The following is a 16,880-nucleotide window of genomic DNA, read 5'->3' as shown; positions in this document are numbered from 1 at the left end:
CTGATTACCTCCTAGCAGATCCGCGGCAACGGATCCCCGACGAGCATGTCGACGATCCGGGTGCCGCCGAATCCCGTACGCAGGACCACGCTTTCGGCGGGTTGGGTGACGATTTCCCCGACCTCGGCCGCATCGGCACCCAACGGATGCGAGCGCAACGCGTCCAGACCGGCCGCGGCCTCCTGCGGCGCGACGACGGCGACGAACTTGCCCTCGTTGGCGACGTAGAGCGGATCGATGCCGAGCAACTCGCAGGCGCCATTGACCATGGGCGCCACCGGGAGTCGCTCCTCGTCGAGCAACACCCCGAGGCCGCAGGCCTGGGCCAGCTCGTTGCACACCGTGCCGACGCCGCCGCGCGTCGCATCACGCATCCATCGGGTGGACGGGGCGGCCGCCATCAACAGCTCCACCAACGGGCTCACCGACGCGGTGTCGGAGGCGATGTCGGCCTCGATGGCCAGATCACCTCGGGCCAGCATCACCGCCATGCCGTGGTCGCCCATGGACCCCGACAACAGCACCTTGTCGCCGGCGCGCACCGACTGCGCGGACAGCGTGCGGCCCGCGGGGATGACACCGGTTCCGGCGGTGGTGATGAACAGTCCGTCGGCCGCGCCTCGGGGCACCACTTTGGTGTCGCCGGTGACGACCTGCACGCCGGCGGCCGCGGCCGCCGCGGCCATGTCGGCGACGATCTCCTTCAATTCGGCGATTCCAAAACCCTCTTCGAGCACGAACGCCGCCGAGATCCAGGACGGCACGGCGCCGGCCACCGCCAGGTCGTTACAGGTGCCGTGGATGGCGAGGGCACCCAGGGAACCCCCGGGAAACCGGCGGGGCTGCACCACAAACGAATCCGTGGACATCGCCAGCCGCTCGCCGCCGGGTAAAGCCAGGACGGCGCCGTCGCCCAGCGACTCGAGCAGCGGGTTGCGGAACGCCTCCACGAACACGGCGTCCACCAGCGCCGCCGATGCCTTGCCGCCGGCGCCGTGCGCCAGCGTCACGTGATCGTCGAGCAGCCGGGGGCGGCGCCGGCGGAACGACTCGATCCGCTCGATCACGTCACCTTCGCCGAACCGCGGCCCCGACGACAGGTAGTCACTTGCCGGGTTGTTCATCACGCCGCCCCCAAACCCTGATCGCTGCCGAGGTTTTCGTGGACGTCCAGCCACAACTGGTAGCCGACCAACGCCTGCGCCTCCTGAATTCGGTGCACGCTCTGCGAACGAACGACGAAGCAGGCGTCCACGTTCGGGTTGTCCACGAAGGCGCCGCCGTCGTAGCCGGCGAAGCCGATGGTGTACAGGCCGCGCTTGTGCGCCTCGGCCAGGGCGGCCAGCAGGTTGGGCGAACCGCCGCTGGTCGACATCGCGAGCGCGATGTCGCCGTCCTTGGCGCGGGCGATCAGTTGCCGGGCGAACACCAGCTCGAACCCGACGTCGTTGCCCAACGCGGTCAGGATCGCCTGGTCGGCGGTCAACGACCACGCCGGCAGCGGCTTGCGCAGCGGTGGCCGGGCGAACAATCTCGCCAGCGTGGTGCAGTCGGTGCAGCTGCCGCCGTTGCCGAAGGTGAACATCCTTGCGCCGGCGGCGAATCGGCGGGCGAGCTCGGCGGCGGCCGCCGCCAGCAGCTCGGCGTTGGCCTCGAGCGTGGACCGCCGCAACGCCAGGCTTTCCGACGCTTTGGCGTGGGCGGAGGCGGCCAGGTCGGCGAGCAGCGCCGACGGGTCGTCTTCTTCGGCGTCGATGAACGGGTACAGGAAATTGGTGGGTTCGTCGGCCGGGCTCATGAAACGTCCTCCTCATCCACGCGACTGATCGCCATGCCGGCATGCACCAGCACCAACTCGCCGGGCTTCACCGGGTCGACGAGCGTGGTGACCACGTCCTCGACCCCCCGGGCGGTGCGCACCCGTGCTTGTCCGCCGATCGAAGCGCTGACCACTTCGCCGAGCCGGCCCTCGTCGCTGCATGTGACACAGACGTCGTCGTCGGGGTTGGGTTTGAGCAGCCCGGAGTGTTCGAAGCACACATGGGTCAGCTCCCACAGCAGGTGGTAGAACAGCACGAAGCCGCCGGTGGCCGGGACACGCGGGTCGGGATCGTCCAGCCAGAGCACATGATCGGCCATCGCGGCCGCTGGCCGCTCGCCGCTGCCGATCCAGATCGTGGTGGCGCCCCAGGCCGGTGCGCGGCGCATCACCGAGCGCACCTGCGCGTTGTCCGCACCCGAGACCGCGACCACGATGTCGCCGGGCCGCACCGAGACCCGGACCAGATCCACCAGATCGGGCCCGGTCAGCGCGACCGCCGGCAGGGCCCGCTTGCCCATGATCACCGGATGCACGAATTCCACCGCGATGTGCAGCGCGTGCGGTTCCCACGACGGCGCGATGGACCACATGGTCGCGCCGGCGGCGAATCGTTTGGCCAGTGTCAGGGCGGTGGCGGCGAGGTCTTCGGCCAGTTCGGCACTCAGGCCGCGATCGATGGCGGTGGTGATCATCGCGTCGACTCCTCCTGCGCGATCAGCACCGAGACCGCGGCCTGGCCCAGCGCCAGCCCGCCGTCGTTCGGCGGCACGACATGATGGGTGAGAACTTCAAACCCGTTGTGCTGCAGCCTCGTACGACAGGCCCGTAACAACAGCACGTTCTGGAAAACCCCGCCGGTGAGGCCCACCAGCCGGGTGGGGCCCGCCACCCGGGTGACCACCTCGGTGACGGCCTCGGCGACGGCCCGGTGAAACGCCGCCGCCAGCGTCGCCGCTGGCGTTCCGGCGTACAGCGCCGCGACCATGGTCTGCACCATCGGGGCGGGATCGATCACCCCGTCGGGGCGCACCGCCAGCGGCAGCGACGGCCGCGCGGACTCCACGCCGACCGACTGGGCCAGCGCCTCGAGTTCGATCGCGGCTTGCCCCTCGTAGTCGATGCGGTGTCGCACGCCGAGCAGGGAGGCGACCGCGTCGAACAGGCGGCCCATGCTCGAACACGGCACGCAGCCCGTCCCGGTCTCCAATTGCGAACGGATGAGCCCTAGTTCGTCGGCGCTCGCTGCGGCCACCGGCGCCAGGTCGGGGGTCCAGTCGATGTCGGCCATCCACAACTGGGACAGCGCCATCCGCCACGGGTTGCGCACGGCGGCGTCGCCGCCCGGCAGCGGCACCGCCAGCAGGTGTCCGGCCCGCACGAAACGGTGGCTTCGCGTTCCGAGGGCCAAAATCTCACCGCCCCAGATCGTTTCGTCACACCCGTAACCGGTGCCGTCGAAGGAGACCCCGATGATGGGTTCGCCGAGGCGACCGTGTTCGGCCAGCAGCGAGACGACGTGGGCGTGGTGGTGCTGCACCAGGTCCAGCGGGCGCTCGTCCGCGTGGCGCTCGGCCCAGCTGCGGGTGTGATAGCCGGGGTGTAGGTCGGCGGCCAACCGGACGGGCCGGCCGCGGATTTCGCTGAGCTGGGACACCGCGCGCTCGAACGCGCGCAGCGTCTCCCAGGTGGCCATGTCGCCGATGTGGCCGGACAGGTACGCCCGGCCGCCGTCGGTGAGGCAGCAGGTGTTCTTCAGTTCGCCGCCCACGGCCAGCACGGTGGGACCCTCGATGTGTAGGTCGACCGGCAGCGGCGCATAGCCCCGGGACCGGCGGACGGGCAGCTCGTGGGCGCCCTGCTCGTCGTGGACGACGCGCACCACCGAGTCGTCACACGGCACATGGATGGGCCGGTCGTGGTCGAGGACCGCGTCGCACAGACCGGGAAGGCGTTGCGCCGCATCCTCCTCGGTGAAGCAGATGGGCTCGTCGGAGCGGTTGGCGCTGGTCAGCACCAGCGCGTCGGGCCCCGGTCCGGGACCGTCCGGCACCGCCGCCAGCAGCAGGTGATGCATGGGGGAGTAGGGCAGCATCAGGCCCAGCAGCGGGCTGCCGGGCGCGACGCCCCCGGCCACCGCGGCGCGAGGGCGCCGACGCAGCAGGACGATCGGGCGGGCCGGGCTGGCCAGCACCGCGGCCTCGGCGTCGTCGACGTAGGCGTAGCGGCGCGCCACATCGAGATCGCGGACGAGCATGGCAAAGGGCTTGGCGCCGCGCGCTTTCCGTGCCCGCAGCGCGGCGACCGCGGTTGCGTCGTCGACGGCGCAGGCCAGGTGGTAGCCGCCGATGCCCTTGACGGCCACCACCGCGCCGGAGGCCAGCGCGGCCTGGGTGGCGCTCAGTGCCGCATCGGAGCCGGTCACCCGGCCGGCCGGCGAGGTGAACCACAGCGTCGGCCCGCAGTCGGGGCAGGCGATCGGTTGCGCGTGGAAGCGGCGATCCGCCGGATCGTGGTATTCGGCGGCGCAGCGCGCACACATGGCGAACGCCGACATGGTGGTGGCCGGCCGGTCGTACGGCAGTCGCTCGATGATGGTGAACCGCGGCCCGCAGTTGGTACAGGTCACGAACGGGTGCCGGTACCGCCGGTCGTGCGGGTCGAACAGTTCGGCGAGGCAGTCGTCGCACACGGCGATGTCGGGTGGGATCGGCGTGGTCGCCCCGGGAGCCAATCGGCTTGGCGCGATGCGGAATTCGGGCAGGCAGGCGGGGTCGACCGCGACGTCGGCGACGTGGACGCCGGTGATCCGCGCCAGGGGCGGCGCCTGCGCCCGCAGCCGGCGCGCGAACTCCGCCACCCGCTCCGGCCGGCCCTGCACCTCGAGAAACACCGCACCCGAGTCGTTGCCGACAAACCCGGCCAGACCCAGTTCGGTCGCGATCCGGTGCACGAACGGGCGGAAGCCGACCCCTTGAACCACGCCGGTCACCATGACGCGTCGCCGCACCCGGGTCTCTTCGGGCCGCAACAGCATCGTGGCTTCGGCAATTTCGGTCATCTCAAGCCTCCGGGCTCAGTGCGGGGCCCGCGCGGCCCCGGCCCATCAACTCCAGCCCGGCCATGGCCTGTTCGGCGCCGGCCTGATCGGTCTTCTCGACGACGAAGCCCATGTGGATGATCACCCAGTCACCGGGCGCGAACGTCTCGTCCGGCAACATGCCGACATTGACCTTGCGCTGTTCGCCGGTGACGTCGACCAGTGCCAGCTGGCCCTCGAAACCGTCCAGCATTCCGATGACCTGGCCGGGTATGCCCAAACACATGGCTCAGCACCCCTTTTCCGTCGACGAGGACGGGTGCAGCGCGGCGACGATCTCTTCGACCGCCCGCGCCGCCCGGGGGACGGCCTGGGCGACCGGCTCGGTCAGGCCGATGCCCTCCTGGACGCTGCCCGCCTCGCACCCGACGACCACGGTGTAGGGCGGGTGGCCGCCCAGGGCCCGCAGGCTGGCGAAGACGGCGGCCGGGTCCATGCTGTGACCGTCCAGGCCGCTCGTCTCGGACGGCCCGTCGTGCTCGGCCTGAAAGACGTGCAACGTGCCGGGATGGCCCCGGCTGGGCACGGCGTCGACGAGAACCAGCGTGTCCCACTCCTCGAGCAGGTCATAGGCCAGGTGCATGCCACGGATGCCGTAGTCGATGACCTGAACCGTCGGATCGTCTTGGGGCAGTGCGGCGTTGCGGACCACCTCGGAGCCGAACCCGTCGTCGCCCAGGAAGATGTTGCCGATCCCGGCTACCAGGATGCGCGAAGTCATGGTGGCACCCGCGTCGGCTACATCCGCCTCAACTTCAGATAGCGGCGGGCATCGGGCACGGATATCGCGCCGAGGGCCAGGGCGATTGCGACCACCAGCGCGACCATGGCGATGAAGATCCAACCGAGGACTTCCATGACGAACTCCTTTCAGGGGTTTGTGCTGTGCTGCGATTGCAGCGGCTCGACTTCGTCGGGGGAGAAGTACAGGTAGCGGCCGTACCAGTCGTGCAGGTCGGCGGCCGGGTCCTCGTCGACGACGACGGCGACGTGCTTGTTGCCCTCGACGTCCTCGTGCACCGACGTGACGCGGGCGGTCTTGCCGGCGACGAAGATGTCCTGGGCGTCGGCGTTGCGCCGCGGTCGCAACCGGACCTTGCTGCCGCGCGCTACCCGGACCCCGTTCACCAGCACCGCGTCGATCTCGGGGCGAACCGCGTTGTCGGCCATCGGGTCCCACCAGTCCATGCCGTCGGGAATTTCGGGCACCAGTCCGGCGGAGACCTCGAGCCCGTGCGGATCGCGCAGCACGCCGTGCAGCCGGGCCATGGCCTCGGGCGACATGGCGTCGCATTCGTCGATGATCCGTGCGGCCCGCGGGTCGGTGGCCCGGGCCTGTGCCTTCTCGTCGTCGGTCATGGTCATGACGCGCAGGGTGAGGATTTCGTCGATCTCGGTGCAGTCGTACAGGGCGGTGTCGCTCTGTTCGGCGACCTCGGGGTGGTCGTAGAGGATGATCGGCGAGATCAGCAGCATGTCGTCGGTGCCCGGGGGGCCGGCCAGCACTGGGAAGCAGCGATGCTGCGCGCATCGGGACGCCGCGTCGGTCGCGCTCTGCGGCGGCTCGAGCAACGAGACGAACCGGCCGCCAACCACTTCGGCGATGAGGTGCGTTCCGATCAAGGATCGTGCGATGACTGAATCTTTATCGTCCTGTGCGCTCACGGGTGCGCCGGTGTTGGTGACCCGTACCGACACGCGTTGCAGGTCGCCGTCGGGCTGGCTGGTGACGGTCAACACGCCCCGAATCTCGTGGCGTTCGCGGACCAGCCGGCCGCCGTCCAACATCTCGAGGTCGGTTGCCCCCAGTGCCGTCACCGGGAGCGACCAGGGTTGATCGCCGAACGCGAGGGGGCCGAAGGAGACCTCGCACTCCACCGCCTCGTCCCAGGTGAGCCACGATCCGGTCGCGGTGCTCAGCTCGTCGACGGGTTCGAAATCGCCGCCATCGGTGGCCCTTTCGGCCCGCCGGTGCTGCAATTGCAGGAACCGCACCACCAGCGTCAGCGCCCGGGCGCCGTCGACCAAAAACTGTGCGGCAAGGGCATCGTCCTCGCCCAGGCCGGTCTCAACCGCACCGCTTGGCCCCAAAACCCCGAACTGCCAGCGTGATTGGTTCTTGCTCGACGTCCCCCGGTACGGGTAGAGCAGATAGCCTTCGTAGAGCACCGCGTCGGCGACCGTACGGGCCCTATCCCAACTCGACGTCATCGGGTCACCTCGCGATCGGTGGCATCCAGCAGCGAGGTGACGGCGTGGTCGAAGTCGAGCATCCCGCCGGCCGACTTGTAGCGGGCCAGCTCGGTGATGGTTTCGTGGCTCAGCCGGATCCATCCGCTGTTCGGATAGTGCTGTGCGACCAGGTCGCGCCAGACCGTGACGGGCATCGCGTAGTTGTCCTCGCAGTCCCACGACACCTGCTGCACCGAGAACCCGCGCTCGGAGTTGACGAAAACCGTTCCGCTGAACAGGAACTGCAGGGGCACCGCCCCGTCGCGCAGCGCGTGCAGATATTTGGCGGCGGCCACCTCGAAGTCGTAGGTGCAATCCAGCGGCAGGGTGGCGGTGGTGTGGCCGGTGAAGCCGGGCACCATGGCGGTGCAATGCTGCCAGAGGAAGGTGCGCTGGGTGCTGGCCCAGCGTTCGCGGCCGCCGAACAGGTCCATCAGCCCGGCCGCTTCGTCGTCGGAGTAGGAACGACGCAGCGGCTCGATGCGGACCTGGCAACGCAGGGCTATGGCGTGCACCGGGTCGTCGCCGGCCGCGGTGACGGCGACGCGGGCGGTCAACATCGGGCTGACGGTGTACGGCTCGGCCGTCACGTCCAGCACGTCGAAGCTGACGTTCATGGGAGTGTCTTCACGGCGCGGGCGGCGAGCCGGTCGAAGAAGCCGTCGATGAATTCGCGGGCCTGCTGGCCGCCGTCGAAGCCGCGCCATAACATGCGCAGGCGTCCGACGAATTCGTAGCAGGCGTCGATCGGGACCAAATACGTTTCCGGTTGCGGCAATTCCCCATCCTGGGCGCTGTCGGCGACTCGGACCAGCAGCGCCTCCACGTCGTCGGCGAGCAAGCTCACCCGTGAGTCGGCGTCGCGGATGGTTTCCCAGACCTTCATGTCCAGCTCGGATTCGCATGCTCCGGCCGGTCCGGGGTAGAAGGCGACGGTGTGGCCCAGGGCGGAGTTGGTGAAGAAGAAGGCGACCCCCACCGGGATTTGCAGCGCCTTCCACACCAGGCGATCCAGCGCGAAATCGGGAAAAGACAGGTACCGGTCGGGCACCGCGCGGTAGCGCAGGTCGGCCGCCGAGTCGGTGAACAGCAGATAGCAGGCGCGGCAGACGCACATGAGTTGGCGGCCGGCCACATTGACCACGTGCTGGTGCTCGTCGGCGATCGGCTCGGCGCACATCTCGCAGCGTTCGCCCGCGGGCTCGGGGGCGCGCCGGTCGCTCCTGATGCGGGCCAGGACGTCGAAGGGACCTGTCATATGCGCCGCTCCTCAGCATCACTTCGTTCTGCATCGTCGCCGGCGGTCATGCCGGCGCGCCCATCGCGTCGGCCCGCAACGCCACCGACAGCAGGCCGTCGTGAGTCAGCAGGGGAATCGGTTCGAGATGAGCGGCCGAACCATCGACCGCCGCGGTTCCGGCGTGGACGACGTCGAAATCCGTCCCGCAGCCCGCGCAGCGCAGCAGCCGCTCGCGCAGTTGGGAACCCGCCATCGAGGCGGCGCACACCGGGCAGTGATCCCGGTAGGCGAATGTCCGATCACCCACCCGGCAGGCCAACATGGTCACGCCGTCGATGACGAATCCCGCGACGTCACCGGGGTGCAGCTCGGCAAGCTCGGGGGCCGCGTGCCAGGTGGTAGGTCCATGTCCGTTCGAATGCACGTGCGCCAGTAGCGATTCGGCGGGGATGACGCCCGCCGGAGCGGTCGTGTCGGCGGCGGCGACCGCCTCGATCGAGGAGACCTCCGGCGCCGCCGCGCGAACCGCGTCCTGCACGGCCAGCTCCAGGGTGACCGCCGACGACGGGCAGCTCTTGCAGCTGCCTGTGAACGCCAGCCGCACGGTGAATTCGTCCGGGCGTTCGCCTGGAACGACCTCGAGCAGGTCGACGTCGCCGCCATGCGAACCCAGGTAGGGGCGCACCCGATCCAGCGCATCGGCGACCCTGCGGTGCACGTCGTGCGGATGCAGGCCGTGCACCAGGAGCAGGCTGGCCACCAGGTCGTCGGTGGCCAGCCGCTCGACCAGCCCCCCGTCCGGCCGGGGCTCGGCGGCCATCCGCATGATCCGCTCCAGCCCGGCGCCGTACAGCCCGACTACCTCGCGAACCAGTTGTTGCGCATGGTCATACGCGGCGGCCCCGCCCGCGGCGCAGGAATCCAGCAGTGTCTGGATCCGATCGCCAGCTGTGCGCCACTGCGTGTCGGTCTCGGGGTTCGCCGGGCGATCCGCCATGCGTCACTCCTTTAACGGTGCCGACCCGCTGCGCCCGGCTCCGCCATGTGTCACTCCGCAGCGGGTGACTGGGTGGGCGTGTGCAGTCTGTCGAGCGTCTTGCCCTTGCCCAGGTACATGTGCACACCACATGGCAGGCACGGATCGAAGCTGCGCACCGTGCGCATGACGTCGATCCCCTTGAAGCTGTCCCGGCCGTTCTCCTCGAAGATCGGTTGCCCCTGCACCGCGTCCTCGTACGGGCCTGGGGTGCCAAAACTGTCGCGGGGGTTGGCATTCCACGGTGTGGGCGGGTACGGGTGGTAGTTGGCGATCTTGCCGTCCCGGATCACCATGTGGTGGCTGAGCACGCCGCGCACCGCCTCGGTGAACCCGCATCCGATGGCCTCGTCGGGCACCTCGAAGCGCTCCCACGTCTTGGTGCGCCCGGCGCGGATCTCCTCGAGCGCCTTCTCGGCGAAGTGCAAAGCGCACGCCGCCGCGTAGGCCTGGAAGTAGGTGCGCGCCCGGTCACGTTCGATCGTGTTGCTGCCGTACTTGGGGATGTGCCACTCCAATTCGACGGGCCCCTTCAGTGCCGTCTTGGGCAGGTTGATCTTGACGCTGTTGCCGGTCGCCTTGACGTAACCGATGTCGACCAGGCCGGCCAGCGCCGTCGACCACAGCCGGGCCAGCGGGCCGCCGCCGGTGTCCAGCGCCAGGTGGTCCTTGCCGTCGAACCAGCGCGGTGACATCACCCAGCTGTACTTGCCGCCCTCCATGTCGCGCTTCTGCGGGTGCGGGTTGGTGTGCTGGTTCCACGGGTGGCGTCGGTCCACCGAGTTGCCCAGCGGATCGGTCTTGACGAACATCTCCTGGTCGGTCCAGTCGTCGTAATACGAACTGCCCAAAAGGATTCGGATGCCCAGGTTGATGTCCACCAGCGAATGGGTGACCAACTTGCCGTCCACCACTACGCCCGGGGTGACGAACATGGCGTTGCCCCAGCGCTCCATGTCCTTGTATTCGAAGTTGCACACCTCGGGGTCCTGGAAGGAGCCCCAGCAGCCCAGCAGGGTCCGGCGCAGCCCGACCTTCTCGTAGCCGGGCAGAGCCTCGTAGAAGAAGTCGAACAAATCGTCGTGCATGGGCACGACCTTCTTCATGAACTCGACGTACCGCATCAGGCGCGTCATGTAGTCGGTCATCAGCTGGACGGTCGCGACGGTGCCTACCCCGCCGGGGTAGAGCGTCGACGGGTGCACGTGGCGGCCTTCCATCAGGCAGAACATCTCTCGCGTCCAGCGGCTGACCACCAGCGCCTCGCGGTAGAACTCACCGCTGAACGGATTGAGCGAGCGCATGATGTCCGCGATCGTCCGGTACCCGTGGGCGTCCGCGTGCGGGGCGGGCGTCTTCTCGGCCAGCGACAGGATGCTCGGATTGGTCTCGGAGACCATCTTCTCGCAGAAGTCCACGCCGACCAGGTTTTCCTGGAAGATGTTGTGGTCGAACATGTATTCCGCGGCCTCGCCGAGGTTGACGATCCACTCGCCCAGATGCGGTGGCTTGACGCCGTAGGCCATGTTCTGCGTGTAGCACGAACAGGTGGCGTGGTTGTCACCGCAGATGCCGCAGATGCGGCTGGTGATGAAGTGGGCGTCGCGAGGATCCTTGCCCTTCATGAAGATCGAGTAACCGCGGAAGATCGACGAGGTGCTGTGGCACTCGACGACTTCCTTGTTCTCGAAGTCGATCTTGGTGTAGATGCCCAGGCTGCCCACGATCCTGGTGATGGGGTCCCAGGCCATGTCGACCAGTTGGCCAGGTTCCCGCTTGGCTTGGGTGGCGTCAGGGCTGATGGTTGTCATCGCGTTACTTCTTCCCGCTGTGGCTGCTTGCGCGTCGGCTGATGCGGCGACGGCTCTTCGGCTACGAATGTGGATAAGGAGCGCACCGACCCGGTAGGTGACCTACCAGGTGCGGCGCGCTCCAGTGGTGAGTTGGTCGCCGTTGTGGCGCCACCGCGGCTCCTTGTCGACGGTGCGTTCCGTGATACCCCTCAGACTGCGAATCACGGCTCCGTACAAGCCCGACGCGGTGCTCGAGATCTTGCCGCCCGGCGGCTCGTCCATGAACGGCATGAACTTGTCCGGGAACCCCGGCATGGTGCAGCCAATGCAGATTCCGCCGACGTTGGGGCAACCCCCGACGCCGTTGATCCATCCGCGCTTGGGCACATTGCATTTGACCACGGGTCCCCAACAGCCAAGCTTCACAATGCATTTCGGCGACCCGTACTCGGTGGCGAAGTCGCCCTGCTCGTAGTAGCCGGCCCGGTCGCAGCCCTCGTGCACGGTCTTGCCGAACAGCCACTGTGGCCGTAGCGCGTCGTCGAGCGGGATCATCGGTGCCTGACCGGTCGCCATGTACAGCAGGTAGGTCAACGTCTCCGACAGGTTGTCCGGGTGGATCGGGCAGCCCGGCACGCACACGATCGGGATGCCCGCCTTGCTCTTCCAGTCCCAGCCCAGGTAGTCCGGCACGCCCATCGCCCCCGTCGGGTTGCCGGCCATCGCGTGGATGCCCCCGTAGGTGGCGCAGGTCCCCACCGCCACGATGGCGGTGGCCTTGGGCGCCAACCGGTCGAGCCACTCACTGGTGGTCATCGGCTGCCCGGTGGCGGGGTCGTTGCCGAAGCCGCACCAATAGCCCTCGTCCTTGATCTTCTCGTTCGGGATGGAGCCTTCGACCACGAGAACAAAGGGTTCCAGCTCGCCGCGATCGGCTTTGAAGAACCACTCCAGGAAGTCGTCCGCGCCTCCGTTGGGTCCGCATTCGAAGTCGATCAGGGGCCAGTGCACCGCGACCTGGGGGAGTCCGGGCAACGCTCCCAAGGCGATCTCCTCGACGCTGGGCTGGGTGGCAGCAGTCAATGCCACCGAATCGCCGTCACAACTGAGGCCCGCGTTTATCCATAGAACATGGATCAATGTTTGTTCTGCCTTGACTGCTGCTTCCGTTGGCATGCTGCAGCTTTCCGGAGCCGGGCTGGGGCTCCTGGCGCCGCCGGAGTCGACCGTCGGCCCACTTGCGCAGCGCTATTTTTTGGGTCTACTCCCGCTATTGGGCGTTGTCAACGGTTCGACATTACTGATTAGTAGGCACATGTTGTACAGTGGTGAAAAGCCTTGTCGCGCTTAGCTGATCCGCCGCGACGGTTGCGTCGAAACGGGGCGCTGCTCCTGCGAACGTTTCGCAGGAGTGCGCGGGCGGAGGCGCCGTTCAGTCCTCATCCGTGGCGAAGCGCCGCAGCCAGCCGAACCACGCGGCCATACCATCGCCGGTGCGGGCACTGACCGGCAAAATCGAAGCTGTCGCATTGACTTTGCGGACGTGGGCGATGTAGCTGTCGACGTCCACGTCCAGGTGGGGCACCAGGTCGATCTTGTTCAGCAGCACCACGTCGACAGACCGGAACATCACCGGATACTTCAGCGGCTTGTCCTCGCCCTCGGTCACCGAGTAGACCATGGCCTTGGCGTGTTCGCCGACGTCGAATTCCGCCGGGCAGACCAGATTGCCGACGTTCTCGATGACCACCAAATCCAGCGCGGCCAGGTCGAGGCCGCGCAGTGCCCGGTTGACCATGGGCGCGTCGAGGTGGCACTCGCCACCAAATCCGTTGCTGGTGTTGAGCAGTGACACCTGGGCGCCGCGGCCCCTGAGCTTGGCCGCGTCCAGGTCGGTGGCGATATCGCCCTCGATCACCCCGATGGCCAGGTCGCCGGCGAGTTCGTCGAGAGTGGCCTGCAGGATGGTGGTCTTGCCGGAGCCCGGGGAGCTCATCAGGTTGAGGGTGCGTACCCCGTTGCGCTCGAACGCCGCCCGATTGGCGTCGGCCCGCATGTCGTTCTCGGCGAAGATCGCCTCCAGCACCTCGACGCGCTGGCCGCCGGTCTGATAGCGGCTGTGGTCGCCGCGGTCGTGGTCGTGCGGGAGGTCATCGTGGGAGTGGGTGTGCACGGTCCCGTCGTCGTGCCGATGAAATCTACCCATCGTCAACGCCTTTCACGAGACATCTTTTTCATGACACGTCCAGCGAGGTCACCAGGAATTCGTCGCCGCGCAGCACCTCGACGTCGGGACTGTCACACCGCGGACACCAGATCGACCAGGGCGAGGTGATCTCGGACTGCCCGCCGCAGGCGCGGCACCGGACTTCGGCGCCGACGCATTCGAGTTCGAGTTCGGCGTCCGGCATGTCCTCGGCGTCGCGGACGAGCGTCCAGCAGAAGGACAGCGACTCGGGCACCACCTGGCGCAGCGCACCGACCCGCACCCGCACCACGTCGACGTGGCGGCCGGCGGCGTGATCCCTGACCACACCGGCGATCGCTTCACACAGCGACAGCTCGTGCATCGCCGATCACCGGCGATCCGCGAGCCGGGCGCAGGCCAACGAGCCCATGAGCACTGTTCTACACCCGAACGGCGATTTGCGGTCAGGCGCTTGGTCGACTCAGGAGGTCCACTTCTCTTCGATGCGTCCGTAGCGCCAGACGAGAAGGGCCACCGCCCAGGTGGCGACGAACATGGCGACGACGATGTAGCCGATCGCGTTGAGGTCCAGCCCGCCGATCCAGCTCCAGAACGCGCCCCGCCAACCGAACTGGTCGGCGAACAGGACGAGCAGTTCGATGCTGCCTATCACCCACGCGACGGCCACCGACAGCGCGGTGATGGTGATGTTGTAGTAGATCTTGCGCACCGGATTGGAAAAGGCCCAGCCGTAGGCGAAATTCATGAACGAGCCATCGATGGTGTCCAGCAGGCACATGCCCGCGGTGAACAGCACCGGCAGGCACATGATGGCGTACCAGGGCAGCCCGGCCGCGGCGCTGGTGCCGGCCAGCACCAGGAGGGCGATCTCGGTGGCGGTGTCGAAACCGAGCCCGAACAACAGCCCGACGGGATAGCAGTGCCAGGACTTGGTGATCGACTTGGTGAAGCGGCCGAGCAACCGGTTGATCAGCCCACGGTTGCCCAGTTGCCGTTCCAGTTCGGCCGCGTCGGTGTCGGGATCGTATTCGCCCCGCCGCAGTCGGGTGAACACCCGCAGGATGCCGACCAGGACGATGAGGTTGAGCAGCGCGATGGCGTAGAGGAACACGCCCGAGACGCTGGTGCCGATCAGCCCGGTGTAATGGTGCAGCGTCGAGGAGTCGTCCTCGACCGGGCCGACGACCGCCTTCACCCCGCACGCCAACAGCAAGGCCAGCCCGAACACCACGGTGGAGTGACCCAGGGAGAAGAAGAAGCCCACCGCCAGCGGGCGTTGCCCATCGTTCATCAGCTTGCGGGTGGTGTTGTCGATAGCGGCGATATGGTCGGCGTCGAACGCGTGCCGCATGCCCAGGGTGTAGGCCGTCAGTCCGATGCCGACACCAAATGCCTTGCCGCCCAAGCTGTATTGGGCCGGTGCCACGAGCAGAATCATGGTGAGCCAGCCGAGCAGGTGTAGCGCGACGATCACCGCCAGCATCGTCGCCAGCCGCCACCGCTCCGCCCGCGTCAGGGCGCCGCGAAGCCTGCTCGTTCGTGACGGCCGCCGGTCGATCTCGGTGCTGGCCACTGGGGTCCTTCCGGCGCGTCCTTGCGGTATCGGCTGAGACAACCGGCACGACTGTAAGTACCGCGGCTCGCCAGATGCAAGTGAGTCGCAGGAATTCGCGTGCCGCCGATCGCGCCCGGGACTGGCGATCCGGCCGCATGGGGACGACACTGAACCGGTGACGCCCAACCCGTCGGTACTGGATGCGTCGGTCACCGAGCGGATCGGCGATCTGCTGCGCGCTCGGGGGCTGCGGCGGATGGCCTCGCGAATTCAGGTGCTGGCGGTGCTCGAGCCCGTCAACGGTCACCTGCCGGTCGCCGAGATCGACAAGCGGCTGCGCGAATGCCTGCCGCCCGGCACCCATGCGCCCGACGTGGCGACCGTCTACCGCACGGTGACGACGCTGGTCGATCAGGGGGTGTTGCACGCGCTGACGCTCGAGGGCGGCGTGACGACCTACGGGCTGGCCACCGCGCCGCACCATCACGCGGTATGTACGAACTGCGGCACCATCATCGAGGTGCCCGCCCGGCAGCTGAGTTCGGCGCTCGAGCACGCGATGGCGGGCAGTTCCTTCGCGCTCTCGGAGGCGGCGGGGCTGACGTTGCACGGCCTGTGCCCGCAGTGCCAGGACGCCGAGGGCGACGCGCGCTCGCGCCGGCGCTGAGGTCAGCGCAGGCCCAGTAGGGCGTTCTCCACCACCTCGGGCAGCGCCGGATGGATCCAGTACTGGCCGCGGGCCATCTCCGGCGCGGTGAGTCCGAAGCTCATGGCCTGGACCAACGGCTGGATGATCGACGATGCCTGGGTTCCCATGATGTGCGCGCCCAGCAGCCGCCCGGTGCCGCGCTCGGCGATGAGCTTGACGATCCCGGTGGTGTCCTCCGACGCCCAGCCGTAGGCGACGTCGGCGTAGTCCTGAATCTTGGTCGAGATCTTGAAACCCTGTGCGATGGCTTCGTTTTCGGTCAGCCCGACGTAGGCGATCTGCGGATCGGTGAACACCGCCGACGGCACGTAGCGGTGGTCGGTGAGTGCCATCGCGTCGGTGTCGTCCCAGTCGCAGAGCAGGTTGTGCTGCACGACGCGCGCCTCGTGGTTGGCGACATGCTTGAGCTGATACGGCGAGGAGACGTCGCCGAGGGCGAAGACGCCACGCGCCGTGGTGCGCTGGTAACAGTCGACGGCCACCAGGCCGTCCTCGACGGCGACACCGGCCTGCTCGAGGTCGAGTCGATCGGCGTTGGAGACCCGCCCGGTCGCCACCAGCAGCGCGTCGGCGTGCACCGTGTGCCCGTTGTCGAGTTCCACCGCGACGTCCGAGCCCTGGTTCTCGGCGCCCACGACGTTGCGGTGGGTGTGCAGCTCCCATTTGCTCGACGCGATGCGGGTGAAGCGCTTGCACACGATGTCGTCGCAATGCCGCAGCAGGGCAGAGCCCCGGATCACCAGGGTGACCCGCGAGCCCAGCGAGGAGAAGATGTGGGCGAATTCGGCTGCCACGAAGCCGCCCCCGACGATCACCAGATGCTCGGGCAGCTCCGAGATTCGCATGATCGTGTCGCTGGTGTAGTACCGGGCGCCGCACTCGAGGATCGCCGGGGGCACCACCGCTCGTGCCCCGGCGGCGATCACCACCTGGTCGGCCGCGAATTCGTCGCCCGCATCGGTGCGCAACAGGTAGCGGCCGTCGGCCTGCACGCCACCGAATCGGGTGCGCTGGGACGACATCGTCTCGCGCGTCTTCGGGCGCATCGACCCGATCGGGGTCAGCGGTGAGGATTACCGGAACGCCGCACCCAACATCGATGTCTACAAGCAGCGCACCCGATTCGGTGGCGTGCAGGCCGACGGCCGCTACCTGTTGCGCACCGATGCGGGCGACGAATTCGCGGC

General features: G+C 68.1%; 15 protein-coding genes and 3 pseudogenes. 2 read left to right on the top strand and 16 right to left on the bottom strand.

Features of this window, described 5'->3' with window-relative positions:
* Positions 1–11: 11 nt before the first annotated feature.
* The 15 genes and pseudogenes from hypE to A5622_RS01125 form a co-directional block, all read right to left on the bottom strand.
* Positions 12–1,124, bottom strand: a complete 1,113-nt coding sequence (hypE, locus tag A5622_RS01195; RefSeq protein WP_082972112.1) for a hydrogenase expression/formation protein HypE — start codon at positions 1,122–1,124, stop codon at positions 12–14.
* Positions 1,124–1,798 carry an SIS domain-containing protein gene (locus A5622_RS01190; protein ID WP_066876134.1) on the bottom strand — a complete coding sequence of 225 codons (675 nt, stop codon included), beginning with the start codon at positions 1,796–1,798 and terminating at the stop codon, positions 1,124–1,126. The genes hypE and A5622_RS01190 overlap by 1 nt, the downstream gene beginning before the upstream one ends.
* Positions 1,795–2,514 carry a HypC/HybG/HupF family hydrogenase formation chaperone gene (locus A5622_RS01185; RefSeq protein WP_066870314.1) on the bottom strand — a complete coding sequence of 240 codons (720 nt, stop codon included), beginning with the start codon at positions 2,512–2,514 and terminating at the stop codon, positions 1,795–1,797. The genes A5622_RS01190 and A5622_RS01185 overlap by 4 nt, the downstream gene beginning before the upstream one ends.
* Positions 2,511–4,880 (bottom strand): carbamoyltransferase HypF, encoded by a 2,370-nt coding sequence (gene hypF, locus A5622_RS01180; protein ID WP_066876133.1) that lies wholly within the window; start codon positions 4,878–4,880, stop codon positions 2,511–2,513. Before hypF ends, A5622_RS01185 begins: the two co-directional genes overlap by 4 nt.
* 1 nt (position 4,881) lies before the next feature.
* Entirely contained in the window at positions 4,882–5,145 is a 264-nt protein-coding gene (locus A5622_RS01175) for a HypC/HybG/HupF family hydrogenase formation chaperone (protein ID WP_066870320.1), read from the bottom strand.
* Positions 5,146–5,148: 3 nt separating this feature from the next.
* Positions 5,149–5,640 (bottom strand): hydrogenase maturation protease, encoded by a 492-nt coding sequence (locus A5622_RS01170; RefSeq protein ID WP_066870323.1) that lies wholly within the window; start codon positions 5,638–5,640, stop codon positions 5,149–5,151.
* 127 nt (positions 5,641–5,767) lie between these two features.
* Positions 5,768–7,130 (bottom strand): annotated as a pseudogene (locus A5622_RS01165) (hypothetical protein); the annotation flags it as partial.
* A complete protein-coding gene (locus A5622_RS01160) occupies positions 7,127–7,768 on the bottom strand; it encodes a DUF6084 family protein (RefSeq protein WP_066876132.1) in 642 nt (213 codons plus the stop codon). The pseudogene A5622_RS01165 and the gene A5622_RS01160, both read right to left, overlap by 4 nt.
* Positions 7,765–8,409 (bottom strand): DUF5947 family protein, encoded by a 645-nt coding sequence (locus tag A5622_RS01155; protein ID WP_066876131.1) that lies wholly within the window; start codon positions 8,407–8,409, stop codon positions 7,765–7,767. Before A5622_RS01155 ends, A5622_RS01160 begins: the two co-directional genes overlap by 4 nt.
* A gap of 46 nt (positions 8,410–8,455) precedes the next feature.
* Entirely contained in the window at positions 8,456–9,388 is a 933-nt protein-coding gene (locus A5622_RS01150) for a NifU family protein (RefSeq protein ID WP_066876129.1), read from the bottom strand.
* 50 nt (positions 9,389–9,438) lie between these two features.
* Positions 9,439–11,238 carry a nickel-dependent hydrogenase large subunit gene (locus A5622_RS01145; protein WP_066876127.1) on the bottom strand — a complete coding sequence of 600 codons (1,800 nt, stop codon included), beginning with the start codon at positions 11,236–11,238 and terminating at the stop codon, positions 9,439–9,441.
* Positions 11,239–11,340: 102 nt separating this feature from the next.
* Entirely contained in the window at positions 11,341–12,396 is a 1,056-nt protein-coding gene (locus A5622_RS01140) for a hydrogenase expression protein HypE (RefSeq protein ID WP_066870342.1), read from the bottom strand.
* 256 nt (positions 12,397–12,652) lie between these two features.
* On the bottom strand, positions 12,653–13,426 hold the full coding sequence (hypB, locus tag A5622_RS01135; RefSeq protein ID WP_066870345.1) for a hydrogenase nickel incorporation protein HypB: 774 nt from the start codon (positions 13,424–13,426) through the stop codon (positions 12,653–12,655).
* Between the two features lie 28 nt (positions 13,427–13,454).
* Entirely contained in the window at positions 13,455–13,790 is a 336-nt protein-coding gene (locus A5622_RS01130) for a hydrogenase maturation nickel metallochaperone HypA (RefSeq protein ID WP_066870348.1), read from the bottom strand.
* 99 nt (positions 13,791–13,889) lie between these two features.
* Entirely contained in the window at positions 13,890–15,002 is a 1,113-nt protein-coding gene (locus A5622_RS01125; RefSeq protein ID WP_066876125.1) for a HoxN/HupN/NixA family nickel/cobalt transporter, read from the bottom strand.
* 157 nt (positions 15,003–15,159) lie between these two features.
* Here A5622_RS01125 and A5622_RS01120 point away from each other — a divergent pair, with 157 nt between their 5' ends.
* A complete protein-coding gene (locus A5622_RS01120; RefSeq protein WP_066876122.1) occupies positions 15,160–15,651 on the top strand; it encodes a Fur family transcriptional regulator in 492 nt (163 codons plus the stop codon).
* Positions 15,652–15,653: 2 nt separating this feature from the next.
* Here A5622_RS01120 and A5622_RS01115 read toward each other — a convergent pair.
* A pseudogene (locus A5622_RS01115) lies at positions 15,654–16,700 on the bottom strand (mycothione reductase); the annotation flags it as partial.
* On the opposite strand from A5622_RS01115, the pseudogene A5622_RS01110 reads away from it, so the two are divergent.
* Positions 16,693–16,880 (top strand): annotated as a pseudogene (locus A5622_RS01110) (mycothione reductase); the annotation flags it as partial. The pseudogenes A5622_RS01115 and A5622_RS01110 overlap by 8 nt on opposite strands.

This window comes from Mycobacterium sp. 1245801.1 (genome assembly GCF_001673055.1).
In the GTDB taxonomy this organism is placed as follows: domain Bacteria; phylum Actinomycetota; class Actinomycetes; order Mycobacteriales; family Mycobacteriaceae; genus Mycobacterium; species Mycobacterium europaeum_A.
The sequence above is the reverse complement of the archived record's forward strand: the minus strand, read 5'-3'. Positions and strand labels throughout refer to the sequence as shown.

Bases quoted from the DNA above. Each gene is read 5' to 3' on its own strand.
- hypE (WP_082972112.1), bottom strand. From the start codon at position 1,124: ATGAACAACCCGGCAAGTGACTACCTGTCGTCGGGGCCGCGGTTCGGC.
- A5622_RS01190 (WP_066876134.1), bottom strand. From the start codon at position 1,798: ATGAGCCCGGCCGACGAACCCACCAATTTCCTGTACCCGTTCATCGAC.
- A5622_RS01185 (WP_066870314.1), bottom strand. From the start codon at position 2,514: ATGATCACCACCGCCATCGATCGCGGCCTGAGTGCCGAACTGGCCGAA.
- hypF (WP_066876133.1), bottom strand. From the start codon at position 4,880: ATGACCGAAATTGCCGAAGCCACGATGCTGTTGCGGCCCGAAGAGACC.
- A5622_RS01175 (WP_066870320.1), bottom strand. From the start codon at position 5,145: ATGTGTTTGGGCATACCCGGCCAGGTCATCGGAATGCTGGACGGTTTC.
- A5622_RS01170 (WP_066870323.1), bottom strand. From the start codon at position 5,640: ATGACTTCGCGCATCCTGGTAGCCGGGATCGGCAACATCTTCCTGGGC.
- A5622_RS01160 (WP_066876132.1), bottom strand. From the start codon at position 7,768: ATGAACGTCAGCTTCGACGTGCTGGACGTGACGGCCGAGCCGTACACC.
- A5622_RS01155 (WP_066876131.1), bottom strand. From the start codon at position 8,409: ATGACAGGTCCCTTCGACGTCCTGGCCCGCATCAGGAGCGACCGGCGC.
- A5622_RS01150 (WP_066876129.1), bottom strand. From the start codon at position 9,388: ATGGCGGATCGCCCGGCGAACCCCGAGACCGACACGCAGTGGCGCACA.
- A5622_RS01145 (WP_066876127.1), bottom strand. From the start codon at position 11,238: ATGACAACCATCAGCCCTGACGCCACCCAAGCCAAGCGGGAACCTGGC.
- A5622_RS01140 (WP_066870342.1), bottom strand. From the start codon at position 12,396: ATGCCAACGGAAGCAGCAGTCAAGGCAGAACAAACATTGATCCATGTT.
- hypB (WP_066870345.1), bottom strand. From the start codon at position 13,426: ATGGGTAGATTTCATCGGCACGACGACGGGACCGTGCACACCCACTCC.
- A5622_RS01130 (WP_066870348.1), bottom strand. From the start codon at position 13,790: ATGCACGAGCTGTCGCTGTGTGAAGCGATCGCCGGTGTGGTCAGGGAT.